General features: G+C 66.5%; 22 protein-coding genes. 10 read left to right on the top strand and 12 right to left on the bottom strand.

Features of this window, described 5'->3' with window-relative positions:
- Positions 1-44: 44 nt before the first annotated feature.
- From ACCD06_RS18705 to hisN, 6 genes are all read right to left on the bottom strand, one after another.
- Complete coding sequence (locus ACCD06_RS18705; protein WP_413342408.1) at positions 45-1130, bottom strand: ABC transporter permease; 1086 nt, start codon at positions 1128-1130, stop codon at positions 45-47.
- On the bottom strand, positions 1130-2239 hold the full coding sequence (locus ACCD06_RS18710; RefSeq protein WP_413342410.1) for a microcin C ABC transporter permease YejB: 1110 nt from the start codon (positions 2237-2239) through the stop codon (positions 1130-1132). Before ACCD06_RS18710 ends, ACCD06_RS18705 begins: the two co-directional genes overlap by 1 nt.
- A gap of 92 nt (positions 2240-2331) precedes the next feature.
- Complete coding sequence (locus ACCD06_RS18715) at positions 2332-4194, bottom strand: extracellular solute-binding protein (RefSeq protein WP_413342412.1); 1863 nt, start codon at positions 4192-4194, stop codon at positions 2332-2334.
- A 74-nt stretch (positions 4195-4268) separates the two neighbouring features.
- Positions 4269-6119, bottom strand: coding sequence for an extracellular solute-binding protein (locus tag ACCD06_RS18720; protein WP_413342414.1), 1851 nt, complete (start codon positions 6117-6119; stop codon positions 4269-4271).
- 81 nt (positions 6120-6200) lie between these two features.
- Positions 6201-6716: a hypothetical protein gene (locus tag ACCD06_RS18725; RefSeq protein ID WP_413342416.1), complete on the bottom strand. Its 516-nt coding sequence runs from the start codon at positions 6714-6716 to the stop codon at positions 6201-6203.
- 10 nt (positions 6717-6726) lie between these two features.
- Positions 6727-7509 (bottom strand): histidinol-phosphatase, encoded by a 783-nt coding sequence (gene hisN, locus ACCD06_RS18730; protein WP_413342418.1) that lies wholly within the window; start codon positions 7507-7509, stop codon positions 6727-6729.
- A 183-nt stretch (positions 7510-7692) separates the two neighbouring features.
- On the opposite strand from hisN, the gene nudC reads away from it, so the two are divergent.
- Positions 7693-8601: an NAD(+) diphosphatase gene (gene nudC / locus ACCD06_RS18735; protein WP_109156944.1), complete on the top strand. Its 909-nt coding sequence runs from the start codon at positions 7693-7695 to the stop codon at positions 8599-8601.
- Between the two features lie 6 nt (positions 8602-8607).
- Here the strand turns inward: nudC and ACCD06_RS18740 are convergent, their stop codons facing one another.
- From ACCD06_RS18740 to ACCD06_RS18755, 4 genes are all read right to left on the bottom strand, one after another.
- Complete coding sequence (locus ACCD06_RS18740) at positions 8608-8811, bottom strand: hypothetical protein (RefSeq protein ID WP_413342420.1); 204 nt, start codon at positions 8809-8811, stop codon at positions 8608-8610.
- Between the two features lie 117 nt (positions 8812-8928).
- The gene (locus ACCD06_RS18745) at positions 8929-9237 is read right to left on the bottom strand and encodes a hypothetical protein (RefSeq protein ID WP_413342422.1); all 309 of its coding nucleotides are present in this window, start codon (positions 9235-9237) and stop codon (positions 8929-8931) included.
- Positions 9238-9476: 239 nt separating this feature from the next.
- Positions 9477-10343, bottom strand: coding sequence for a prephenate dehydratase (locus tag ACCD06_RS18750; RefSeq protein ID WP_136705089.1), 867 nt, complete (start codon positions 10341-10343; stop codon positions 9477-9479).
- A gap of 80 nt (positions 10344-10423) precedes the next feature.
- Entirely contained in the window at positions 10424-11197 is a 774-nt protein-coding gene (locus tag ACCD06_RS18755; RefSeq protein WP_413342424.1) for a 3-deoxy-manno-octulosonate cytidylyltransferase, read from the bottom strand.
- Between the two features lie 311 nt (positions 11198-11508).
- Here ACCD06_RS18755 and ACCD06_RS18760 point away from each other — a divergent pair, with 311 nt between their 5' ends.
- Positions 11509-12048 carry a c-type cytochrome gene (locus ACCD06_RS18760; RefSeq protein ID WP_109156940.1) on the top strand — a complete coding sequence of 180 codons (540 nt, stop codon included), beginning with the start codon at positions 11509-11511 and terminating at the stop codon, positions 12046-12048.
- A 250-nt stretch (positions 12049-12298) separates the two neighbouring features.
- Here the strand turns inward: ACCD06_RS18760 and ACCD06_RS18765 are convergent, their stop codons facing one another.
- Positions 12299-13150, bottom strand: coding sequence for a DUF4743 domain-containing protein (locus ACCD06_RS18765; RefSeq protein WP_413342427.1), 852 nt, complete (start codon positions 13148-13150; stop codon positions 12299-12301).
- A 175-nt stretch (positions 13151-13325) separates the two neighbouring features.
- Between ACCD06_RS18765 and ACCD06_RS18770 the strand changes: the two genes are divergently transcribed.
- The 5 genes from ACCD06_RS18770 (at position 13326) to ACCD06_RS18790 (ending at position 20657) form a co-directional block, all read left to right on the top strand.
- A complete protein-coding gene (locus tag ACCD06_RS18770) occupies positions 13326-13769 on the top strand; it encodes a response regulator (RefSeq protein WP_413342429.1) in 444 nt (147 codons plus the stop codon).
- 920 nt (positions 13770-14689) lie between these two features.
- Entirely contained in the window at positions 14690-16636 is a 1947-nt protein-coding gene (locus ACCD06_RS18775; protein WP_085087846.1) for a PrkA family serine protein kinase, read from the top strand.
- Between the two features lie 148 nt (positions 16637-16784).
- On the top strand, positions 16785-18077 hold the full coding sequence (locus ACCD06_RS18780; protein WP_109151665.1) for a YeaH/YhbH family protein: 1293 nt from the start codon (positions 16785-16787) through the stop codon (positions 18075-18077).
- Positions 18078-18149: 72 nt separating this feature from the next.
- Positions 18150-19703, top strand: coding sequence for a SpoVR family protein (locus ACCD06_RS18785; RefSeq protein WP_109156938.1), 1554 nt, complete (start codon positions 18150-18152; stop codon positions 19701-19703).
- 66 nt (positions 19704-19769) lie between these two features.
- Positions 19770-20657, top strand: a complete 888-nt coding sequence (locus tag ACCD06_RS18790; protein WP_413342432.1) for an FkbM family methyltransferase — start codon at positions 19770-19772, stop codon at positions 20655-20657.
- A gap of 34 nt (positions 20658-20691) precedes the next feature.
- On the opposite strand, the gene ACCD06_RS18795 is transcribed toward ACCD06_RS18790, so the two are convergent.
- On the bottom strand, positions 20692-21543 hold the full coding sequence (locus tag ACCD06_RS18795; RefSeq protein WP_109156936.1) for a hypothetical protein: 852 nt from the start codon (positions 21541-21543) through the stop codon (positions 20692-20694).
- Positions 21544-21730: 187 nt separating this feature from the next.
- Here ACCD06_RS18795 and ACCD06_RS18800 point away from each other — a divergent pair, with 187 nt between their 5' ends.
- From ACCD06_RS18800 to ACCD06_RS18810, 3 genes are all read left to right on the top strand, one after another.
- Complete coding sequence (locus ACCD06_RS18800) at positions 21731-22822, top strand: serine hydrolase domain-containing protein (RefSeq protein ID WP_413342434.1); 1092 nt, start codon at positions 21731-21733, stop codon at positions 22820-22822.
- Between the two features lie 156 nt (positions 22823-22978).
- Positions 22979-24727 (top strand): long-chain-fatty-acid--CoA ligase, encoded by a 1749-nt coding sequence (locus ACCD06_RS18805; protein WP_413342436.1) that lies wholly within the window; start codon positions 22979-22981, stop codon positions 24725-24727.
- Positions 24724-25014: an acylphosphatase gene (locus ACCD06_RS18810; RefSeq protein ID WP_413342438.1), complete on the top strand. Its 291-nt coding sequence runs from the start codon at positions 24724-24726 to the stop codon at positions 25012-25014. The genes ACCD06_RS18805 and ACCD06_RS18810 overlap by 4 nt, the downstream gene beginning before the upstream one ends.
- Positions 25015-25063: the final 49 nt, after the last annotated feature.

Genomic DNA, 25063 nt, shown 5'->3' on the forward strand with positions numbered 1-25063 from the left:
AGCGGGGGGGAGAGGGGACTGGCGGTCGTGGTCGGTACACCCCATCACTCCGCCGCCTCCTTGCGGGCAGCCGTCGCCGCGCTGGCCTCGCCGGGCAGCGCGGTGGACATCTGGGCGATGGTCTTGCGCGGGTCGAAGGCGTCGCGCACCGCCTCGCCGATGAAGATCAGCAGGCTCAGCATGATCGCCAGCACGAAGAAGGCGGTCAGGCCGAGCCACGGTGCCTGCAGGTTGGCCTTGCCCTGGGCCAGCAGCTCGCCCAGCGACGGCGAGCCGGGCGGCAGGCCGAAGCCGAGAAAGTCCAGCGCGGTCAGGGTGGTGATCGAGCCGTTCAGGATGAAGGGCATGAAGGTCAGCGTCGCCACCATCGCGTTGGGCAGCACATGGCGCACCATGATGGTGACGTCCCCCGCCCCCAGCGCCTTGGCCGCGCGCACGTAATCCAGGTTGCGCGCCCGCAGGAACTCCGCCCGCACCACATGGACCAGCGCGGTCCACGAGAACAGCAGCAGCAGGCCCAACAGCCACCAGAAGGTGGGCGTCACCACACTGGCCAGGATGATGAGGAGGAACAGGGTGGGCAGACCCTGCCAGATCTCGATGAAGCGCTGGAACAGCAGGTCGGTCAGCCCGCCGAAGTACCCCTGCACCGCACCGGCCGCCACGCCGATGACCGACGAAAAGGCGGTCAGCACCAGACCGAACAGCACCGAGATGCGGAAGCCGTAGATCAGCCGCGCCACCACGTCGCGCCCCTGGTCGTCGGTGCCCAGCCAGTTGTCGGCGGACGGCGGTGCCGGGGCGGGAACCGGCAGGTTGTAGTTGATGGTGCGGTAGCTGTAGGGGATCAGCGGCCAGACCATCCAGCCCTTGGAATTGATCAGGTCGCGGACATAGGGGTCGCGGTAGTCGGTCTCCGTCTCGAACTCGCCGCCGAAGGTGGTCTCGGGGTAGGCGTTGAAGACGGGCCAGTAGTAGTGATTCTCGTACTCGATCACCAACGGCTTGTCGTTGGCGATGAACTCCGCCCCCAGCGAGACGAAGAACAGCACCAGGAAGATCCAGAAGGACCAGAAACCGCGGCGGTTCGCCTTGAAATTGGCCAGCCGGCGCCGGGTCAGCGGAGTCATCACACCCTCCGCGATTCGAAGTCGATGCGGGGATCGACCATGACATAGGTGATGTCGCCGACCAGATTCATGATCAGCCCCAGCAGCGTGAAGAAGTACAGCGTGCCGAACATCACCGGATAGTCGCGGTTGATCGCCGCCTCGAAGCCCAGCAGCCCCAGCCCGTCGAGCGAGAAGATCACCTCGATCAGCAACGCGCCGGTGAACAGGATGCCGATGAAGGCGCCGGGGAAGCCGGCGATGACGATCAGCATGGCGTTGCGGAAGACATGGCCGTACAGCACGCGGTTTTCCGTCAGGCCCTTGGCGCGGGCGGTGATGACGTACTGCTTGCCGATCTCCTCCATGAAGGAGTTCTTCGTCAGCATCGTCAGGCCGGCGAAGCCGCCAATCACCATCGACAGCACCGGCAGCGCCATGTGCCAGAAGTAATCCAGAACCTGCTTGTACCAGGGCAGATCGCCCCAATTGTCCGACACCAGCCCGCGCAAGGGGAACCAGTCGAAATAACGCCCGCCGGCGAACAGCACGATCAGCAGCACGGCGAACAGGAAGCTGGGAATCGCATAGCCGACGATGACGACGCCGGAGGTCCAGACGTCGAAGGGCTGGCCGTCGCGCACCGCCTTGGCGATGCCGAGCGGGATGGAGACCAGATAGACGATCAGCGTCGTCCAGATGCCGAGCGAGATCGACACCGGCATCTTTTCGATCACCAGATCGACCACCCGGCGGTCGCGGAAGTAGCTGGTGCCGAAATCGAAGCGGATGTAGTTCGACATCATGTGGATGAAGCGTTCGTGCAGCGGCTTGTCGAAGCCGAACTCCTTCTCCAGCTGCTTGATGAAGGCGGGATCCAGCCCCTGGGCGCCGCGGTACTTGCTGCCGCTGTCGCCGCCGGCCTGGGTCTGGCGCTGGGCGGTGTTGGCGTCGCCGCCGGCCGAACCGCCGATGCGCGAGGTCGCCTCGACCGCCGTGCCCTGGACGCGGGCGATCATCTGCTCGATCGGGCCGCCGGGGGCGATCTGCACGATCAGGAAATTGATCACCATAATCCCGAACAGAGTGGGGATGATCAGCAACAGGCGGCGGATGATGTATGCCAGCATCGCGGGTGTCCCGACCCTCCCCAATCCTCAAAGGAAACGACAGCTTAGACCAGACCGTTCTACGTGTCAGAGCATTGTACGTCTCAGGCGGCTCAGGGTTCCGTGCGGCGTGCGCTGTTGGCCAGCTTGGCGTTCTTTTCCGGATCGACCCACCACGTGTCCTGGAAGCCCAGGCCGTATTTGGGGGCAACCGTCGGATGGGAGAAACGGTTCCAGTAGGCGACGCGGTACACCGTGTCGTGCCAGTGCGGGATGACGTACCAGTTCCACAGCAGCACGCGGTCCAGCGCCCGGGTGGCGGCGATCAGCGACTCGCGGTCGGGGGCGGCGATCAGCGTCTCCACCAGCTTGTCGACCACCGGGTTCTTGATGCCGATGGCGTTGCGGCTGCCCGGCTGGTCGGCGCGCGAGGATTCCCAGTAGTCGCGCTGTTCGTTGCCGGGCGACAACGACTGTGCGAACCGCTCGATGATCATATCGTAATCGAAATTATCGGTGCGGTTCTGGTACTGCGCGCTGTCGACCACGCGGATTTGCGCCTCGATGCCGGCGCGCTCCAGATTGCGGACGAAGGGCTGGACGATGCGCTCCATGTCGGCCTGGACCAGCAGGATCTCGAAGCGGAAGGGCTGGCCCTGGGCGTTGACCAGCTTGCCGTTCTTCAGCTCCCAGCCGGCTTCCTTCAGCAGGCCCAGCGCCGTGCGCAGGTTGCCGCGGATGTTGCCGCTGGCGTCGGTCTTCGGCGGCTCATAGGGCTTTGTGAACACCTCGTCCGGGATCTGGCCGCGGAAGGGTTCCAGCAGCTTCAGCTCGGCGGGGGAGGGCAGGCCGGTGGATGCCAGCTCGGTATTGGCGAAATAGCTCTTGGTGCGCTGGTAGAGGCCGTAGGACAGGTTGGCCCGCGTCCATTCATAGTCGAACAGGTAATTCAGCGCCTCGCGCACCCGGCGGTCCTCGAAGATCGGCCGGCGGATGTTGAACACGAAGGCCTGCATGCCCTGCGGGTCCTGATGCTTGATCTCCTCCTTGACGATCTGGCCGTTCTGCACCGCCGGGACATTGTAGCCGGTGGTCCAGTTCTTGGACGAGTTCTCCAGCCGGAAATCATAGGCGCCGGCCTTGAACGCCTCGAACGCCACGTCGAGGTCGCGGTAATAGTCATAGCGGATGCGGTCGAAATTGTAGCGGCCGCGGTTGATCGGCAGATCCTTCGCCCACCAGTCCTTCACCCGCTCGTAGGTGATGGAACGGCCGGGCTGCACGTCCACCACCTTGTAGGGACCGCTGCCAACCAGCGGCTCCAGCGTCGTGGTGGCGAAGTCGCGGTTGGCGAAGGCGTGCTTGGGCAGCACCGGCAGCTGGCCCATGATGACCGGCAGCTCAGGGTTGTTGCCATCCCGGAACGAGAATTTGACCGTGCGCTCGCCGGTCTTCTCCGCCTTCGTCACGTCGGCATAGTAGGTCCGGTAGAGCGGATGGCCCTTCTCCCGCAGCGTGTCGAAGCTCCAGATCACGTCGTTCGCCGTGACCGGCTTGCCGTCCTGGAAGCGGGCCTCCGGCCGCAGGGTGAAGGCGACCCAGGTGTGGTCCGGCGCGACCTCGATGCTTTCGGCCAGCAGGCCGTATTCGGTGATCGCCTCGTCGCCGTTGCTGGTGGTCAAGGTCTGGAACGCCAGCCCGGAGCCGGCGGCGGCCTGTCCGCGCAGGATGAAGGGGTTGAGGTTGTCGAAGCCGCCGAAGGCCATCAGCTTGACCTCGCCGCCCTTCGGCGCGTCGGGATTGACGTAGTCGAGATGCTGGAAATCCGGTCCGTATTTCGGCTTGCCGTGCAGCGCCAGGGCGTGGCTGCCCCGGCTTTGGTCCTGGCCCTGCGCGAGGACCGGGGTCGCCAGCAGCAGAAGCCCTGCCATCGCCGCTGTCATACCGGTGCCCAGCCACCGCATCCGACCCGTCATGCCCGATCCCCTCCCTCGCTTGTTTTCTCGAAAAGCGTTCAGCCTGATGGAGTTAGCCCGGCAATAGGGCGTCATCAAGGCTGCGCCGCCTTGCTAGCCGGATCGACCCACCAAGTCGCCGGGAAATTGGTGCTGCGATAGTCCTGGTCGTATTTCGGCCAGACCGCGGGATGGGCCAGCCACACCTTGTGGGCGATCCAGCTTTCCGGGTTGTACCATTGCGGCACCATGTAGAAGCCCCACAGCAGAACGCGGTCGAGCGCACGGGTCGCCGCCTGGACGCTGTCCAGATCCTTGGCGGCCAGCGCCTTTTCGATCAGCGCGTCGGCCACCGGGTCGTGGATGCCGGAATAATTGGCCGAGCCCTTGGTGCCGGCGGCGGCGGACCCGAAATAGCCGCGCAGTTCGGTGCCCGGCGGGGTGAAGAAGCTGAGATTGACGATGATCGCGTCGAAATCGAATTCGTCCAGCCGCGCCTGATACTGGGCGGTGTCGACGAGGCGCAAGGACGCGTCGATGCCGACGCGGCGCAGCGTCTCGACATAGGGCTGGATGACGCGGGTCAGCGCTCCGGTACCGTCGAGAAACTCGATCGCCATCACCTCGCCGGTCTTCGCATTGGTCAGCTTGCCGTTGCGGACCTCCCAGCCGGCCGCCTTGAACAGGCGCGTCGCCTCGCGCACCTGGGCGCGGTTGTTGCCGCTGCCGTCCGTGGTGGGCAGGGTGAAGGGCTGGGTCAGCACCCGCTCCGACAGCTGCGCCTTGTAGGGGTCCAGCAGCGCCAGTTCCGCCGGGCCGGGCGGTCCCTTCGCCCCGAAGTCGGAGTTGGAGAAGTTGCTGAGCGTGCGCTTGTACTGGCCGTACAGAATGTTCTTCTGGATCCAGTCGAAGTCGAACAGCAGGGTCAGCGCCTCGCGCACCTGCGGATCGGCGAACTTGGCGCGCCGGGTGTTCAGGCGGAAACCCTGGGCGCCGAGCGGCAGTTCGCTCGGGACTTCAAGCGTCTTCACCCGGCCGTCCTTGACGGCGGGGAAGTCGTAGCCGGTGGTCCAGCGCTGCGCCCGGTATTCGCCGCGGAAGTCGTAGGCGCCGGCCTTGAACGCCTCGAACATCACGTCGTCGTCGCGGTAGAAGTCGTCCTTCACCGTGTCGAAATTGTAGAAGCCGCGGGCGGTCGGCAGATCCTTCGCCCACCAGTCGGCGACCCGCTCGTAGGTGATCGAGCGGCCGGGATCGACGGTCTTGATCCGGTAGGGGCCGCTGCCCAGCACCGGCTCCAGCGTCGTCTTGGAGATGTCGCGGCCATTGGCGGTCCACCAATGCTTGGGCTGCGGCGCGAAGGTGACGGCGAAGTCGATGATCGGCTTGATCTCCCCCGTGCCGGTCAGGGTGATCTTGAAGCGGCGGTCGTCCAGCGCCTCCACCTTGGCGATGTGGTCGAGGAAGGACTTGATGAAGGGCGCACCGTGGGCCTGGATCGCATCCCAGGTGAAGACCGCGTCGGCGCTGGTGATCGGCGTGCCGTCGTGCCAATGGGCACCCTGGCGCAGCGAGAAGATCGCCCAGCCGTAATCGTCCGGCACCTCGACGCTTTCCGCCAGATGGGCGTAGGCGGCGTCCAGTTCCCAGCCGGACCCGACCATCAGCGTGTCGGAGATCAGCCCCAGCGTCCGCGGCCGCACCCCGCGCAGGATCAGCGTGTTCAGGCTGTCGTAGGTGCCCGGCTGCGATTCGGCCAGCCCGATCGACCCGCCCTTGGGCGCGTCGGGATTGACGTGGGGGAAATGGGTGAAGCCGGGCTTGAATTGCGGCTCGCCGAACTGCTTCAGCGCGGTGACGGTCACGGTTCCCGCCCAGGCAGGCGTGAGGGCGGCCGGCGCGGCAAGGGTCAGGATCGTGGCGGCAACGGCGAGAAGGCGGCGCATCGGCGGTCCTGTTTGGGGGAGCGGACGTTCTGGTTAGATTGCCACGCCCGCGCCCCGGTCAAGCGCAATTCCGGTTCAGGTTCAGCGGCTTTGCGAGCGTCGCCAGTGGTCGGCCATGCGGTCCATCAACTGGCGATAGCGGCGGTCGTCCCGCATCAGTTTGCGCACCGACTTCCCGTTGCGCGGGTCGGCCAGCATCCAGGCTTCCGCCGCCGCCTGATGCTCCGGATGGATGGACAGCAGGTAGATGGTCGCCTGTTCCGGAGACGCAACGGCCGTTTCCTTAAGTCCTTCCAGGATGGCGCCGACATAGAGCGGCAGCACCTTGCGGAAATCCTCCGGCCCGCCCTCCGCGTCGGTGGGAGTACCGGAGGAGGTGTCATCGGCCATCAGTGCGTTGCGTTCGGCCGCCGGCAGGGCGAAGAAGGCGTCCAGCCCCAGCAGCAGGTCGCAGACGGTCTTCTTGCGCACCATCCAGTTCGACCCGCCCGATACCCGCGCCGCCAGGCTTTCCAGAAAGGGCCTCAGCTTTTCAGGGGACGTTTCGAAGACGGAACGCGCGGGCGGCTCGATGGTGGTCATCGTCGGGGCGGTCATCTCCGTGTCCTCAGCCGGCCAGCGCCTTCATGGCGTCCTGGTGGGTCTGCGGGTCGCCGGCGGCGATCACCCGGCCGCTGGAGTTGGCGTCGAGCGGCTTGCCCTCCCAATCCGTCATCAGACCGCCGGCCCCGGTCACCACCGGCACCAGCGCCGCGAAATCGTAGAGCTTCAGCCCCGACTCGACGACGAGGTCGTAATAGCCGGACGCCAGCAGGCCGTAGGTGTAGCAGTCGCCGCCATAGGCCGCGGTCTTCACCTTGGCGGCGACACGGCGGTAGGCCTCGTAATCGCTGCCGGGGAACAGGTCGGGCGAGGTGGTGCCGAACATCGCGGCAGGCAGCCCGCCGGGGCAGGGGCGGACGCGCACCGTCTGGCCGTTGTGGGTGGTCGGCCGGCCCTCCACGCCGATCCAGCGGTCGCCGACGATCGGCTGGTCGATGATGCCCAGAACCGGGCGGCCATGGTGCAGCAGGGCGATCAGCGTGCCGAAGATCGGCCGGCCGGTGATGAAGGACTTGGTGCCGTCGATGGGGTCGATCACCCACACCCATTCGGCATCCAGGTTCTTTGTGCCGTGCTCCTCGCCATAGATTCCGTCGTCTGGGCGCTGGCTTTCGATGATGGTGCGGATGACATGCTCCGCCTCGCGGTCGGCGATGGTGACCGGCGAGGCGTCGGCCTTGTCGTCGATGGTGACGGGGGTGCGGAAATAGCGGCGGACGACGCTGCCGCTGGAGTCGGCCAACCGCTGGGCGAGCGCCACCATCGGGGCGGGGCAGGGTTCGGTCATGGTCGCTCCTTGAATCTGTCAGACTGGTTGCCGCATCCTACCGGTGCCCGCCCGCCCCGGAAACCCGAAAGCGCCCTGTCCAGGCTTCAGGCTTCGGTGGGGGTCGGTTCGTGCCGTCGCAGGACAGCTACGCCACCGCGAGGGCTTTTCGCCCGGCACGGCTTGTGGCAGCCTCGACCGGCCATGATGAACCGACCCAACATCTACGCCGCCGCGCCGGTCGACCGCGCCTCCCTCCGCCGCAAGGACGAGGAGTGGCTGACGGAGGCCTGGCTCGCCCCCGCGTCCCGTGTCCTGCCGATCTGGCAGACCAAGAGCTTCGTCGCCGGACCCCAGGATGCGCCGCGCGCCGTCCTGCTGCCGGCGGAAGGGCTGGATGCGGTGCCGATCTTCCTCGGGCTGATGGAGGATGGCACCCCGCTCTTCACCGTCGACCTGTCGATGGTCGAGGAGCCGGACGGGCTGCCGGCCTTGCGGGGCCACGGTCGGTTCGAGGATCTGCGCGCCACCGGGCCGCTGATGCCGGAAGGGGAGGCGGCGCTGTGCGCCTATGCCCGCGGCATGGTGTGGTGGAACGCCCGCCACCGCTTCTGCGGAGTCTGCGGCTCCCCGGCCGCGTCGGCGGAGGGCGGGCATGTGCGCCTCTGCACCAACCCCGACTGCGCCACCCACCATTTCCCGCGCACCGACCCGGCCGTCATCATGCTGGTCCATGACGGCGGCGACCGGATCGTGCTGGGCCGCCAGAGCCGTTTCCCGCCGGGCATGCATTCGGTGCTGGCCGGCTTCCTGGAGCCGGGCGAAAGCCTGGAGGACACCGTCGCCCGCGAGGTGTTCGAGGAGGTCGGGCTGACGGTGACCGACATCCAATACCGGTCGTCGCAGCCCTGGCCCTTCCCGTCCTCGCTGATGCTGGGCTTCATGGCGCGGGCCACCAGCTTCGACATCGACACCGGCAACGACGAACTGGAAAGCGCCCGCTGGTTCGACCGCGACTTCCTGCGCACACACACCCCGGACGAGACCTTCCGCCTCGCCCGCCCCGACTCGATCGCCCACCGCCTGATCCGCGAATGGATGGCGGAAGGGTGAAGAGGGTCAGTGGATGAACAGCTTGACGAAGATGCCGATCTGAAAGGCAAGGACGAAGCCGAGCATCCACTTCATCAGGTTCATGTCGGACTTCAGCGTCCCGACATCGTCATCCCGTTTGCTGAGGGCTGCGGCTGCTTTCACGGCTTTGTCCTCCGGCACGTCGATGGACCGGAACGCCTCATAGACTTCGCTCTGCATCGCGGTCATGAGGCGCCGCTCCGGTCCCTTTCCATGAGAACAGACTATAAGATGATCGGTGCCGTCCGTCCGCTCAACGGCCGAATGGTCGCGGTTCCATCATTCGTCTCAAGGCCGGTGTCCCCCTCAATGCCGCCGCTGCGGCCCCACCGCGCGCACCGGGGAATGGCGGCGGTCGAAGGGGTTGGGGTGGCGGGTGCAGGTGTCGTTGTAGAGCGTCATCAGCGAGGCCGCTTCGGCCGGATGGCGGCGGTGGGTGCTGCACAGGTTGTCCCACACCATCTGGCGGACGGCGGCGTCGCCCCAGGGTTCAACCAGAAGCGAGGCACCCTTTTCCAGGGCGGTCATGAAGGGGAGATGTTCGTGGGCGGCGATCTGAGCCACCTCCTCCGCCTCCAGATTCGCCAACCCGAGGCAATCGTCCATCGTGAGCATGGCAACCTCCATCCGTGGCGCCATGGCCGTCGGCGGGGTTTCACCCGTCAGCCGCCGTGGTGTCTTGTTGTATTCGTAGGCTTATGAGTCCGGTCCTTGCCGGTCTTTATTGTATAACAACTTTCGCTAATCATGCCCAGCACCTGCCGAACGCGGCCGCGGCTAAGTCGCATCACTGCGGCGGAATGACGCGCGACTTGCGGCAACAGCGAAAAGACTTGCGGCGTTGCGGGAGAGACTCAGTCCTCGCCGACGCGCTGGCTCTCCTGATAGCGGAAGGGGTTGGCCGGATAGACGCCGAGGATCTTCACCTCGCGGGCGAAGAAATCCAGCTCCTCCAGGGCGAGGCGCAGCAGGCGCTCGTCCGGATGGCCCTCCACGTCGGCGTAGAACTGCGTCTGGGTGAAGTGGCCGCCGACCATGTAGCTTTCCAGCTTGGTCATGTTGACGCCGTTGGTGGCGAAGCCGCCCAGCGCCTTGTACAGAGCGGCCGGCACGCTGCGGACGCGGAAGACGAAGGTGGTGATCGTCTTGCAGGAGCCCAGCGCCGGCAGCTTGGGTTCGCGCGCCAGGATCAGGAAGCGGGTGGTGTTGTGGGCGGCATCCTCGATCCCGCTCTTCAGGATGTCGAGGCCGTAGATCTCCGCCGCCAGCGAGGAGGCGATGGCGGCATGGCGCGGGTCGTTCATCGCCGCGATCTCTTTCGCCGCCCCCGCCGTGTCGGCATGGTTGATCGCCTGCAGGCCCAGCTCGCGGATGGCGGTCTGGCACTGGGACAGCGCCTGGATGTGGCTGCGCACGGTCTGGATGCTGTCCAGCGTGGCGCCCTTCGGCGCCAGCAGCTGGTGGTTCACCCGCTGGAAATGCTCGCCGATGATGTGCAGGCCGCCTTCGGGCAGCAGGTAATGGTTGTCGGCGACGCGGCCGGCGATGGAGTTCTCCACCGGAATCATCGCCAGAGAGGCGCGGCCCTCGCGCACCGCCGAAAAGGCGTCCTCGAAGGTGGCGCAGGGCATCGTCGTCATGGTCGGCCGCGCGTTGCGGCAGGCCAGATCGGAATAGGCGCCGGGGAAGCCCTGGAAGGCGATGATGTTGGAGTTGGGCATGGACAAAATTCCCCCGGCGGATCTTGGAAAGGCGGGTCGGTAAGGTTTCAGCCGGCCTTGCGGCCGGACAGCATCAGATTTCAGCCGCCCTTGCGGGCGGACAGGAGGGCGCAGGCGCGCTCCAGGTCGGCGGGAGTATCGACACCCAACGGAACCGCGTCAACGACCGCCGCGTCGATGCGCATGCCGTTGGACAGGGCGCGCAACTGCTCCAGCCGCTCGCGCTGCTCCAGCACCGAGGGCGGCAGCGACACGAAACGCTCCAGTGCCGCCCGGCGATAGGCGTAGAGGCCGATGTGGTGATAGAGCGGACCGTCGCCGGTCGGCGCGATGGCGCGGGTGAAATAGAGCGCGCGGCCCTGACGGGCACCGGGGGGCAGCTCCAGCACCGCCTTGACCACGTTGGGGTCGCCGATTTCCTCCTCCCGCGTGATCTCGACGACCAGCGTGGCGATGTCGACCTCCGGGTCGGCCAGCGGAGCGAAGGCGGCGCGGACGCTCTCCGGCTCGATGGTCGGCAGGTCGCCCTGCACATTGACCACCGCGTCGTGCCGCCCCTCCGGGTCGATCAGCTGCAGCGCCTCGAAGATGCGGTCGGAGCCCGAGGGATGGTCGGGGCGCGTCAGCACGGCGGTGCCGCCGGCGGCCTCGACGGCGCGGGCGATCTCCGGCTCGGCGCAGGCGACCACCACCGGGCCGATGGCGGCCTCCATGGCGCGGCGCAGCACATGGACGATCATCGGCGCGCCCAGGATGTCGGCGAGCGGCTTGCCGGGCAGCCGGGTGGAGGCCATGCGCGCCGGGATCACCACGATCGGGTTGACGGGACGGGTGGGGCTGGAGGCGGTCGGCATGGCGCGGAAGCTCCGGTGCAAAGGGGATGAGGTCCGCCAGAGCGGGCCAGACGGCATTGGCGCGGGTGAAACATGGACGCCGGTGCGGCGTCAAGTGCCGGTACGACCCGAATGGAGGACGTTTTGCAGTGCAGCGTAATGCGCAAGGAAATTAAGTGGTTGGTGACTGCGACAAATTTGTATGCGACCTTTTTTCGCGGTCCGCTGGGCTATGACAAGCTTCGGACCGCGGGCTATGGTAACCGCGGCGCGTTCGGCCGCGGGCGGGAGAAACGCCGAGTGTACTGAAATAGGGAAAAAAGGGGCTCTCAATGAGCATGGAGTGGAACAAGGTTTTCGGCGCCGTGCTGCTGGCCGGGCTGATCGCGATGCTGGCCGGATTCGCGTCCAAGGTGCTGGTTCATTCGAAGCCGCTCGAACAGAGCGTCTATGTCATCGCGACGCCCGAGGGGGCAAGCGCGCCCGCCGACAAGGGTGCCGCTCCCACCGGTCCGGCGCCGATCGCGCCGCTGCTCGCCGCCGCCAGCCCGGAGGCCGGCCAGAAGGTCGCCAAGGCCTGTGCCGCCTGCCACAGCTTCGATAAGGGCGGTTCGGCCAAGGTCGGCCCGAACCTGTACGGCATCGTCGGCGGTCCGAAGGGCCACATGCAGGGCTTCGGTTACTCCGATGCCCTGGTCAAGACCGGCGGCACCTGGACCTATGACGAGCTGAACAAGTTCCTCTACGACCCGAAGGCTTATGCCCCGGGCACCAAGATGACCTTCGCCGGTCTGAAGAAGGACGACGACCGCGCCGCCGTCATCGCCTACCTGCGCTCGCTGGCCGACAGCCCGCAGCCGCTGCCGCAGTAAGGCCCAGGGCGAGCAACGCTCAGGGTAAGGGCACCGGGCGCGCCCGCGGCCGGAAACAAAAAAGGCCCCGCTCTCGCAAGAGGGCGGGGCCTTTTTGTTTGGAAATCCCCCTCTCCCCCCCCGGGGAGAGGGTCGGGGTGAGGGGGATGCACAGGGTGGATTCGGTAAGAAGCTACGGAGTTGCGCGTCGAACGAAGCCACGCAGCGCGACCCCCTCACCCTAACCCTCTCCCCGGGGGGGAGAGGGGATCTACCGGCGCAGGCCGCAGGCGATCTCCAGATAGTCGGGGTCGTTTTCCGGGGTCAGCCAGCCGTGGCGGACCAGGAAATCGGTCACCACGAGGTTGACGTTGAACTTCCAGTCGCCGGTGCCTCGCACCGAGTCGGCCACCCTGTCCAGCGGCCAGAGTTCGAAGGTCTCCACCTCGCCGTCGGTGTTGACCGGGGTGACGCCGGGCGGAAGCTCCAGGTCGTAGACGAACAGGCGGTCGCGCTTCAGCCCGGCCGGCGTCTCCATGGTGTAACTGATGGCGCCGACCGGCACGGCGCGGCGCGCGGTCTCGGCGTCGAGCCCGGCCTCCTCCGCCGCCTCCTTTTCAAGATTCTCGGCCAGCGTCAGGCCGATGGGCTGGCCGCCGGCGATCAGGTTGTCGAACTGGCCCGGCGCCACCTCGCGGTCGCGGGCGCGGCGGCCGACCCACAGCAGAAGGCCGCCAGCCTCATCGCGGACGTAGCCGTTGATGTGCAGGCCATAGGCCTCGATGCCAAAGGCGCCGACCGCGGCGCGGTCCAGCCGGGCCAGCGGCTCCGCCCCCCAGCGCGGCAGGATGGGGTAATATTCCCCGCGCAACGCCTTGACCGTGCCCTGCTCCACCAGATAGGCGGCGGCATGGTCGAGCAGGGTGGAGCGCGCTTCGAAGTCCCGGATCTCGGGCGCGATGGTCAGCCGGTCGGCGGTGGCGACGAAGCCGGGATCGACGCCGGGCAGCGCGTCGGCCAGGGCATGGCGCACCCAGCCCACGGTGTGGCCGTCCAGCTCGAAGGGGCGGAAGCCGGACAGGTCGTGCGCGTTGCACGCGCGGATGTGATCGAGGAAGCTCATGCGTCCCATCTAAGCGGGGCCGGAGGACCGGCGCAACCGCTCATCCAGGGCACTCCGCACCCTCATATTTTTGGACATCTTGCACGACCCTGGTTGCCATCGTACACAGGTTCAGACACGAAATGATCCCCGGCGCCAGTCCGCCGGGGGTGGCTCAAGCGAAAGGGCGGGCGTGGTGGCTGACCGGTCGGTTGAAGACACTGAGGCAGGCCAGACGGAGACGCCGTTCGGCGCCCTATCGGTCCTGGTTGTCGAGGACGAGTCCTTCACCCGCATGGTGTTGGCGAAGATGCTGGGCACGCTGGGCGTCAAGGCGGTCCATCAGGCCGCCGACGGCGAGTCGGGCCTCGCCGCGGTCGCCGCCCATTCTCCCGATCTGGTGCTGTGCGACGTGGAAATGCAGCCGATGGACGGCTTCGGCTTCGTCCGCGCGCTCCGCGCCGGCAGCGAGCCTTACCGGCATGCCCTGCCGGTGGTGTTGATGAGCGGGCGCGTCGACAGCGACCGCGAGGCCCAGGCGCGTGACGGCGGCGCCGACGCGGTGCTGGCCAAGCCGGTCACCCCCGCCAGCCTGCGCGAGGTGCTGGCCATGGGGCTGGGGACCAGCCTTCCGGCCTGAGCGGGCCTTGGCCGAAAGTCTCGTCCACCGCCTGTGATTGTCGCCCCCACGGCGGCGGCCGGCCAAGCACGGACCCCTCCTTTAAAATTTCCCACCCCGTGGCAAGCTTGCCAAGTTGTTGAAACAATTCGGTAATCCAGCGGTAGTCCCCCAACGTGCCGCATGGGCGCCGCATCCTCACCCAATTTCCGCCTTGTTGATGGGGACGATTGGGACGCAACATGATCTCAAAGAGGTATTGGGGCGAAGTGCTGCGGAGCACCGGCCATACGATACGGCCAGCCGCAATGTCGCTTGCGAGATTTTGTTAAGGTTTGGAGTTCAGCATCGACGGTAAATCCCTGCGCCGTGCTTGGTCGAGGCGGCGCGCTTGCTTGAGGAGGCCGATGGCGTGATCAAGAGGGCCCGATCGAACCGCAATGGATCGACCAGCACTGGGCAACTCTCCCCGACCGGACGGGCAACGACGACTGCCGCCGGATACACGCCGTCTCTCTGCAAAGCCGTCACACTCCAATCGCCGAACCTTCCGCACACGCGGCAAACACGCGCGCTGGTTGAACAGGTGCGCTCGCCGCACCCACACTGGCCGTGGGACCTAGGTCCTATGGCTGAGGCCGGCTCCACAGCGGGCTTTCCGGCTATGGAGCCTGAGTGCCTGGAAAGCTCTAGGTGGAGCATTACATTCAAAAATGACTCGTTCGGGGGTTGCCGCGTCGCAGGACGGACGGCTCCCGGCCTCCACAGGACCGTTCCTTACACCAGACCGCTGGCTTCTACCGCTGAGCGGGGAGGCTGTGGACCCCTTGAGGTCCGCGTCTTCCCTGGAGTGCCCCATGGATCGCGGCATGCGCCGCGGCCTGCCGCCGCAGCCACCGGCGGCGCCCCGGCGCATCGGACCAGATAAGACGGAGCGACGAATGTTCCCGGCCGACGAACTGTTCACGCGCTACACGCAGAATTACGAGACCCGCCGCGAGACCGAGATGTCCCTGATGGACTATCTCCAGCTGTGCCGCGACGACCCCATGTCCTACGCCTCGGCCTCCGAACGCATCCTGGCCGCCATCGGCGAACCGGAGGTGGTCGACACGGCCCGCGACCCGCGGCTTGGCCGCATCTTCATGAACCGGACCATCAAGGTCTATCCCGCCTTCTCCGAGTTCTACGGCATGGAAGAGACGATCGAACGGATCGTCGGCTTCTTCCGGCACGCCGCGCAGGGCTTGGAAGAGCGCAAGCAGATCCTCTACCTGCTGGGCCCGGTCGGCGGCGGCAAGTCGTCGCTGGCGGAGCGGCTGAAATCGCTGGTCGAGAAATGCCCGATCTACGTCCTGAAGGCCGGCAAGGAGATCAGCCCGATCTTCGAAAGCCCGCTCGGCCTGTTCAACCCGGACGAGATCGGCGACGAGCTTGAGGAACGCTTCGGCATTCCGAAGCGTCGCCTGACCGGGTTGATGAGCCCGTGGGCGGTCAAGCGCCTCGATGAGTTCGGCGGCGACATCAACCGCTTCAAGGTGGTGAAGCTGCATCCCAGCAAGCTGCGCCAGATCGGCGTAACCAAGACCGAGCCGGGCGACGAGAACAACCAGGACATCTCGTCGCTGGTCGGCAAGGTCGACATCCGCAAGCTGGAGATCTACAGCCAGAACGATCCCGACGCCTACAGCTTCTCCGGCGGCCTGAACCGGGCGACCCAGGGCATGCTGGAATTCGTCGAGATGTTCAAGGCCCCGATTAAGATGCTGCACCCCCTGCTGACCGCGACGCAGGAGGGCAACTATGTCGGGTCCGAGAACATCGGCGCCATCCCCTTCCAGGGCGTGATCCTGGCCCACTCCAACGAGGCGGAGTGGCAGACCTTCAAGAACAACAAGAACAACGAAGCCTTCATCGACCGCATCTGCGTCATCAAGGTCCCCTACTGCCTGCGGGTGGCGGAAGAGCAGAAGATCTACGAGAAGCTGGTCCGCAGTTCCGATCTGGCGACCGCGCCCTGCGCCCCGGCGACGCTGGAGATGCTGGCCCGCTTCTCGGTGCTGTCGCGCCTGCGCGAGCATCCGAACAGCAGCTTCTACAGCAAGATGCGGGTCTATGACGGCGAAAGCGTCAAGGAAACCGATCCCAAAGCCAAGTCGATGCAGGAGTACAAGGATCAGGCCGGCGTCGACGAGGGCATGGGCGGCATCTCCACCCGCTTCGCCTTCAAGGTCCTGGCCTCCACCTTCAACTACGACTCGACGGAGATCTCGGCCGATCCGGTGCATCTGATGTATGTGCTGGAACAGGCGATCAAGCGCGAACAGTTCCCGGAGGAGACGGAGAAGAAGTACGTCGAGTTCATCAAGGCCGAACTCGCTCCGCGTTATGCCGAGTTCATCGGCAACGAGATCCAGAAGGCCTATCTGGAATCCTACTCCGACTACGGCCAGAACCTGTTCGACCGCTACGTGGACTATGCCGACGCCTGGATCGAGGACCAGGACTTCAAGGATCCCGACACCGGCCAGCTGATGAACCGCGAGCTGCTGAACCAGGAGCTGACCAAGATCGAGAAGCCGGCGGGCATCGCCAACCCGAAGGACTTCCGCAACGAGGTGGTGAAGTTCGCCCTGCGTGCCCGCGCGGCGAATGCCGGCCGCAACCCGTCCTGGACCTCCTACGAGAAGATCCGCGAGGTGATCGAGAAGCGGATGTTCAGCCAGGTCGAGGATCTGCTGCCGGTCATCAGCTTCGGCTCGAAGAAGGACGGCGAGACCGAGAAGAAGCACACCGAGTTCGTCTCGCGCATGATGTCGCGCGGCTACACCGAGCGGCAGGTCCGCCGGCTGGTCGAGTGGTACATGCGGGTGAAGCAGGCGGGCTGAGGCCGAAGGGCTGAGGCAGGCACGCTGACGGGGTGCATAATTGCCGCGGGGCGGGGTGTTGCAACGCCCCGCGGCGACCCCACTGTCATAGAATGCTGTCAGAGTTCGAAGGCCGCGTGACGAAACGGGTGGGAGGGCCAGCCCCTTGATGAACATCATCGACCGTCGCCTGAACCCGCAAGGCAAGAGCCTGGCCAACCGCCAGCGCTTCCTGCGCCGTGCCAAGGAACAGGTGGTCAAGGCGGTCCGCGACGCCTCCGGCAAGCGGGGCATCCAGGATATCGAGAACGGCGAGAAGGTGACGATCGCCGCCGGCGGGGTGCGCGAACCGTCCTTCCACCGCGCCAGCCAGGGTGGGGTGCGCGACTATGTCGTGCCCGGCAATAAGGAATATGTGGAAGGCGACACCATCCAGCGCCCGGACGGCGGCGGTGGTGGCCGCGGCAGCGAAGGCAGCGCCGATGGCGAGGGCGAGGACGAGTTCCGCTTCGTCCTGTCGCGCGACGAGTTCCTCGACATCTTCCTGGAGGATCTGGAGCTTCCCGATCTGGTGAAGCAGAAGGTCAAGCAGTCCGAATCGCACACGCTGACGCGGGCCGGCTATTCGGTGTCGGGTTCGCCCGCCAACCTCAATCTTGTCCGCACCATGCGGAACAGCCTGTCGCGCCGCATCGCGCTGAAGCGCCCCAAGCGCGACGAGATCCGCGAGCTGGAGGAGTTGCTGCGCGAGGCCGAGGAGGCCGGTGAGGATGCCGACCAGATCCAGGCGCTGCGCGAACAGTTGGAACACATCGTCCTGCGCTCCAAGCGCATTCCCTTCATCGACCCGATCGACGTCCGCTACAACCGGTTCGAATCGGTGCCGAAGCCGATCGCCCAGGCGGTGATGTTCTGCCTGATGGACGTGTCCGGTTCGATGACCGAGCACATGAAGGATCTGGCCAAGCGCTTCTTCATGCTGCTGTACCTGTTCCTGCGGCGGCGCTACCGGTCGGTCGACATCGTCTTCATCCGCCACACCCACGAGGCCAAGGAGGTCGACGAGGAAACCTTCTTCTACTCCACCGAGACCGGCGGCACCGTGGTGTCCACCGCGCTGGAGGAGATGCAGAAGGTCGTGCAGGAGCGCTACCCGCACAATGAATGGAACATCTACGCCGCCCAGGCGTCGGACGGCGACAACATGTCGTCGGACAACGCCAAATCGGCGACCCTGCTGCGCGACGTGATCCTGCCGATGTGCCAGTATTTCGCCTACATCGAGGTGGCGGCGGAGCACAACATGGGCCTGTCGGCGCTGGGCCGCGAGACGGAACTGTGGCGCACCTACAAGCAGGTGCAGAGCCCGGAACGCCCGCTGGCGATGCGCCGCGTCCGCTCCCGCCGGGAGATCTTCCCGGTCTTCCGCGAGCTGTTCGCCCGCGAGAAGGCGGGAGCGTAATCTCCCTCTCCCGGGGCAGGAGAGGGGAGTTTCGAATCCTTTCCAAGAATGGAAGGTAGGGGGAGATCGAGAATGACCGCTGTGATCACCAGACCCGACGCGCTGCTGTATGACGGCGTCGAGTGGGATTACGACAAGATCAAGCGCGTCTACGACGCTGTCGAGCACATCGCGCTGAAGGAGATGGGCCTCGACGTCTATCCCAACCAGATCGAGGTCATCACCGCCGAGCAGATGCTCGACGCCTATTCGTCCATCGGCATGCCGCTGATGTACAAGCACTGGTCCTTCGGCAAGCATTTCGCCCGCGACGAGATGATGTACCGCAAGGGCTATCGCGGCTTGGCCTACGAGATCGTCATCAACTCCAGCCCCTGCATCAGCTACATCATGGAAGAGAACACCATGACGATGCAGACGCTGGTGATCGCCCACGCCGCCTTCGGCCACAATCATTTCTTCAAGAACAACCAGCTGTTCCAGCAATGGACCGACGCCCAGGGCATCCTGGACTATCTGGAATTCGCCAAGACCTACATCACCCATTGCGAGGAACGCTACGGCCATGCCGCGGTGGAGCGGGTGCTGGACGCCGCCCATGCGCTGATGAGCCAGGGTGTCCACAAGTATCCGAAGAAGCGCTCCGACCTGCGGACCGAGCAGCGGCGCGAGCGCGAGCGGCAGGAATATCAGGACCAGACCTTCAACGATCTGTGGCGCACGGTGCCGAAGCCGACCGCCGGCCAGCGCCCGGCCAAGTCGGTGTCGGAACGCAAGAAGCTGCTGGGACTGCCTGAGGAGAACATCCTCTATTTCCTGGAGAAGAAGGCGCCGCGGCTGGAGCATTGGCAGCGCGAGATCCTGCGCATCGTCCGCCACATCTCCCAGTATTTCTATCCGCAGAAACAGACCAAGGTGATGAACGAGGGCTGCGCCACCTACGTCCATTACCAGATCATGAGCCGCCTGCACGAGACCGGCCAGATCAGCGAAGGCGCCTTCCTGGAGTTCCTGCACTCGCACACGTCCGTGGTGTTCCAGCCGGAGTTCGACGACAAGCGCTTCTCCGGCCTGAACCCCTACGCGATCGGCTTCGCGATGATGCAGGACATCGCCCGCATCGCCGAGAAGCCGACCGACGAGGACCGCCAGTGGTTCCCCGACCTCGCCGGCCAGGGCGACGGCATGGCGGCGGTGCGCGAGGCCTGGGCCAATTTCCGCGACGAGAGCTTCATCCTGCAATATCTCAGCCCGCATCTGATGCGGAAGCTGAAGCTGTTCAGCGTGCGCGACGACGCGGAGGACCCCTATCTGCTGGTCGATCACATCCACAACGAGCGCGGTTACCGCGACATCCGCAAGAAGCTGGCCCGCCAGTACGACCTTGGCTATTTGGAACCGGACATCCAGATCGTCGACGTCGACCTTGCCGGCGACCGCAAGTTGATCCTGCAGCACCGCGTCACCAACGGCGTGCTGCTGGACGAAAGCGACGCCAAGGCGGTGCTGCGCCACATCGCCAACCTGTGGGGCTACGAGGTTCAGCTGATCGAAGTGTCGGCCATCTCCGAAGCGATCCTGAAGGAACACGCCGTGACGGCGCCCAGCGGGATCGGCGTGATGTGACGTATAGGACCGGCTCCGCTACACTTCCGCCGGCAATGCAGCCATTGGGCAATGCAGGGGGGAGCGATGGCGGAGGATCTGTTGGGCGGAGCGGGGCCGGTCGGACTGGTCAGGGCGAGGCACGGCCTGATGATGTACCGGCGCACCGACAGCGTCGTCGGCCGGTCGCTGGACTATTACGGCGAGTATTTCGAGCAGGAGGTCGCGCTGTTCCGCCAGTGCGTCCGGGCCGGCGACCGGGTGATCGACGTCGGCGCCAACATCGGCGCCCACACGGTGGCGCTGGCCCGGCTGGTCGGCCCCACCGGCCGGGTTCTGGCGCTGGAACCGATCGACGCCAACCATCGGCTGCTGTGCGGCAATCTGGCGCTGAACGGGCTGGACTGGGCGGACGGCATGCTGGCCGTCGCCGGGGCCGCCGATGGGGTGTTGCATCTTGCCGGCGTGGCGATGGAGGCGGAGGGCAATTACGGCGCGCTGTCGCTTGACGCCTTGGCCGGCGACCGGCCGGTGCCGGTTCATCGGTTGGATGGGCTGGCTCCTGACGGAGCGGGCCGTATCCGTCTGATCAAGATCGATGTCGAGGGCATGGAGGCCGAGGTTCTGGAGGGCGCGCGCGGCCTGATCGCCCGCGACCGTCCGGTCCTCTATGTGGAGAATGACCGGCCGGACAAGTCGGCGGCCCTGATCCGCCTGCTGGGGGAGCTGGGCTATGCCTGCTATTGGTATCTGCCCGCCTTCCACAATCCCGCCAACTTCGCCGGCCGGTCCGAGCCGATCTTCGGCCATGGGCTGGTCGACAACGGCACGGAGATCCAGGTGCTTGGCATGGGGATCAACCTGTTCTGCCTGCCGGCAGAGGCGGGCGCGCGCATCAATGGACTGCTGCCCGTCGCCGGTCCGGACGAACATCCGCTGCGTCGCGGCCATAACGGGCGTTTCATTGGCGGTTGAGGGCGGCGGTTGAGGGCGGTGGTTGAGGGCGCGGTCAGCGCTCCGGTTCGGGTTTGATGCCGGTCTCCTTCATGGCGTGTATCAGGTCCAGCATCACGGTGCTGATGTCGGGGAAGGACAGGGCTACCGCGCGGCGGTCGGGGTCGAGGCGCACCACATGGGCGATCTGCCGGCCGCCGACGCGATGGCTGGTCTTATCGGGACCGATGGTCTCCGGAATTTCCGGGCAATACAGCTCCAGCCGCAGCTTGCCGCCGACGGCGTGGGCGAACTCCTCCGGCGGCAGGTCGACCAGCAGGCCGCGGGTCGACCAGTTGATCGTCGTGCAGCGCCGCCCCTCCGCCTCCACGGCCAGGACCGGGTCCATGTAGCGGATGGCGCGGCGGCGCTCGATGCCGTTGGGCGGCTTGGCGCCGACATCGTGCTGGTCCAGCTTGTGCTTGGCCGCCTGCTTGGTGCGGTCGTCCACCCCGTCCTTGCTGGTCATCAGCGTCGCCTGCACGCGCCGCTCGACACCGTGGCGGAACTCGTCGTCGGCGCCGAAGCGCAGGGCCTTGGCGAAATGGTCCTTGGCCCGGGTCAGCAGCGCGTTGCGTCCCTTTTCGTCGCCGCGATGGCCGCAGCGTTCGGCCTGGATCAGCAGCGAATCGACGCTACGCTGATAGGCGCCGCGCTGGACGGCGCGGGTCAGCTCGCGGAACTCGGCGGCGCGCAGGCTGGGGAATTCTCGGGTCTTCAGCAGCCCGGCCATTGCTTCCGCCAGCGAATCGACGCGGGCGGGGTCGCCGGTCTCCGCCTCCCGGCGCAGGGTCCGTATCGCTTCCTCCGCCTTGCGAAGCAGCTGATCTTCCAGTTTCCGGCGCTGGTCGGCGTCCATCACGGGCATGGCGCGGCCCTCCACGGAGGCGGTTTCATAAGGATACAGCAGGTCGGCGGCGGGTGACAGCCGACAGTTGTGGTTAACGGTCCACCTGCGGGGCGCCCCAGTAGGAGCGGACCCGATTTTCCTTTGCCTTGTGAGTGCCTTCTTATCTGTGGTGACAAACGGGACGGGTAGCGGGAGTGGGCGAGTGATGGACAAGAACAAGAATAATATGGCGGGTGCGGATACCGAACCGGACTTGCTGGCCGCTGCCCTGACCGATCTGCTGGGGGAGGAGAGCGCGAGCCCTGCCCCGGCTGGGACCGCCATCGTCGCCTTCGTCCGTGGCCGCGGGGCCGATGCGGAGCCGGTCCGCACGCTGGTGCTGCGGCGGAAGCCCGCGCGCGGCGGGGTGGCGGCTGATCCGGCCGACCGGCGCGCCCTGGTCTACAGCCTGACCAAGACCATCCTCGCCGCCGCCGTGCTGCGGCTGGCCGCGCATGGCATGGTCGATCTCGACGGGCCGGCGGAGCGCTGGCTGCCGGAACTGGGCGGGCGGCCGGTGTCGGTCAGCGTGGCGCAGATCCTGACCCACCGCGCCGGGCTGCCCGACTATGGCGGCCGGGCCGATTACCATGCCGCCGTCGCCGCCGGCGCGGAGCCCTGGAGCGGCGACGAGTTCCTGGCGCGTTGCGGGGTGGAGGGGGTGCCGGTCGGCAGCTTCGCCTATTCCAACATCGGCTATCTGCTGATCGGCCGGCTGCTGGAGCGGGCGGGCGGCGCCCCGCTGGCGGAGCTGCTGGCGCGCGAGGTCTTTGACCCGCTCGGGCTGTCCAGCGCCTCGCTTCTGCGCGACCGCTCCGACCTCGCGGGGCTGTTCTTCGGCCCGAGCCCGACCTTCGGCGGGGCTTCGGTGATTGATGCCTATCATCCCGGCTGGGTGTCGCATGGGGTGGTGGCGATGACGGCCGCCGATGCGTGCCGCCTCATTCACGGCCTGACCGGGGACTATCTGCCGGACGCGCTGCTGCGGCGGATGCGGGACGGGCTGCCGGTCGGCGGGCCGATGGGCGGGCGGCCCTGGGTCGAGCCGGCCTATGGGCTCGGCATGATGGTGGAGCTGGATCCGGTGGCCGGCCCCTATTGGGGCCACACCGGCGGCGGTCCGGGGGTCACGCCGGCCGCCTTCCATGCGCCGGGGCCGGTCCCCGTCTCAGTCGCCGTCTTTTTGGATGGCGAGGACGGAAACCTCGCCGAATGGATGGCGGTGGACGTGCTGCACCGGCTGCGCGGCGTGCGATAGGGCGGCAGGCAACACAGCTCCTGCTTGTTCAGGATGGCGGCGATCCCATCTCCTCTCCAGGGGACAATCCCCCGCTTCCCGGCGTAGACTCGGGAAGGCGGCGGTGCCGGACGAAACCGGCCACCGGAACCAGGAACTCAGGGGAGGAACCGCGCGATGGGAGATGCCGCCCGCAAGCTGCCCGATTATCCATGGCTGGCCTCGTACCCGCCGACGGTGGATTGGGCGATGCCCATCCCGGCCCGGCCGCTGACCGAGCTGTTGGAGGGCGCCGTCGCCCGTCACGGCGACAAGCCCTGCCTGAACTTCCTGGGCAAGCGCACCAGCTACCGCGAGCTGGGCCGGCTGGTCGACAGCGCCGCCCGCGGGTTCCAGGCCGTCGGGGTGGGGAAGGGCACGCGGGTCGGGCTGTTCCTGCCCAACACCCCCTATTACGTCATCGCCTTCTTCGCCATCCTGAAGGCCGGCGGCACGGTGGTGAACTTCAACCCGCTCTATGCCGAGCGCGAACTGATCCACCAGATCGGCGACAGCGACATCGACCTGATGGTCACGCTGGACCTCAAGCTGCTCTACGGCAAGATGGCGCGGATGCTGGAGGAGACCGGGCTGAAGCGGCTGGTGATCTGCCGCATGGCCGAAATCCTGCCCTTTCCGAAGAATTGGCTGTTCCCCATCGCCAAGCGGGCGGAGATCGCGGCGATCCCGCGCGACGACCGCCACATTCCCTTCGCCAGCCTGATCGCCAACGACGGCCGGCCGACCCCGGTCGCCATCGATGCGCAGGAGGATGTCGCGGTGCTGCAATACACCGGCGGTACCACCGGCGTGCCGAAGGGCGCGATGCTGACCCACGCCAACCTCTACGCCAACACCATCCAGTGCGCGACGTGGTACGCGGCGAAGGAGCGCAAACCCGGTGAGGGCGGCACCGAAGACGGGCAGGAGCGTATGTTGGGCGTGCTGCCGCTGTTCCATGTCTTCGCCATGACCGCGGTGATGAATTTCGGTCTGCATCTGGGGGCGGAGATCGTCCTGCTGCCGCGTTTCGAGCTGGAGCAGGTGATGCGCACCCTGCAGACGGAGCGAATCACCCTGTTCCCCGCCGTGCCGACCATCTACACCGCGATCAACCACCATAAGCATCTGGAGAAGTTCGATCTGTCGTCGATCCGCTTCTGCATGTCGGGCGGGGCGCCGCTGCCGCTGGAGGTGAAGGAGGCGTTCGAGCGCACGACCGGCTGCACCCTGGTCGAGGGCTATGGCCTGTCGGAATGCTCGCCCGTCGCCACCGTCAATCCGGCGGTGCTGCATTCGGACAAGAAGGGTTCCATCGGCCTGCCGCTGCCCGGCACCATCGTCGAGATCGTCAGCCTGGAGGAACCGCGCCGTGTCCTGCCGCCGGGCGAGAAGGGCGAGGTCTGCATCCGCGGGCCGCAGGTGATGAAGGGCTACTGGCGCCGCCCGGCCGAGACGGCGCAGACGCTGGTCGACGGCCGGCTGCACACCGGCGACGTCGGGGTGATGGACGAGGACGGCTACACCACCATCGTCGACCGCATCAAGGACATGATCCTGTGCAGCGGCTTCAACGTCTATCCCCGCAATGTGGAGGAGGCGATTTACCTGCACCCGGCGGTCGCCGAATGCGTGGTGGCCGGTTTGCCGGACGAGTATCGCGGCCAGACGGTGAAGGCCTATGTCCGGCTGGATGACGGGAAGAGCCTGACCGCCGAGGAGCTGCACGCCTTCCTGAAGGACAAGCTGTCGCCCATCGAGATGCCGAAAGTCGTGGAATTCCGCCAGGAGCTGCCCAAGACCATGATCGGAAAACTGTCCCGCAAGGCCCTGCTGGACGAGGAACAGGGCAAACGGAGCACCGCCGCGAAGGGTGGCGCGGCATGACCGCTGTCGGCCGGAAGGCGGTGCGCGTCCGCATCCAGGGCAAGGTGCAGGGGGTGTGGTATCGCGGCTGGACCGTCGATCAGGCGGACAGGCTCGGCCTGACCGGCTGGGTGCGCAACCGCAGCGACGGCACGGTGGAGGCTCTGTTCGCCGGCCCCGCCGACGCCGTCGACCGCATGCTGGTCGCCTGCCGCCGCGGCCCGCCGTCGGCCATCGTCCGCGACGTGGTGTCCGAACCGGAGCAGGACCCCGGCATGGCCGGTTTCGAGCAGCGGGCGACGGTGTAATTCGGCATTAGCGTTCCGCTAACCATGACGGCGGCATGCTGGCTGCTGT

Source organism: Azospirillum sp. CT11-132 (genome assembly GCF_047302835.1).
Lineage (GTDB): Bacteria > Pseudomonadota > Alphaproteobacteria > Azospirillales > Azospirillaceae > Azospirillum.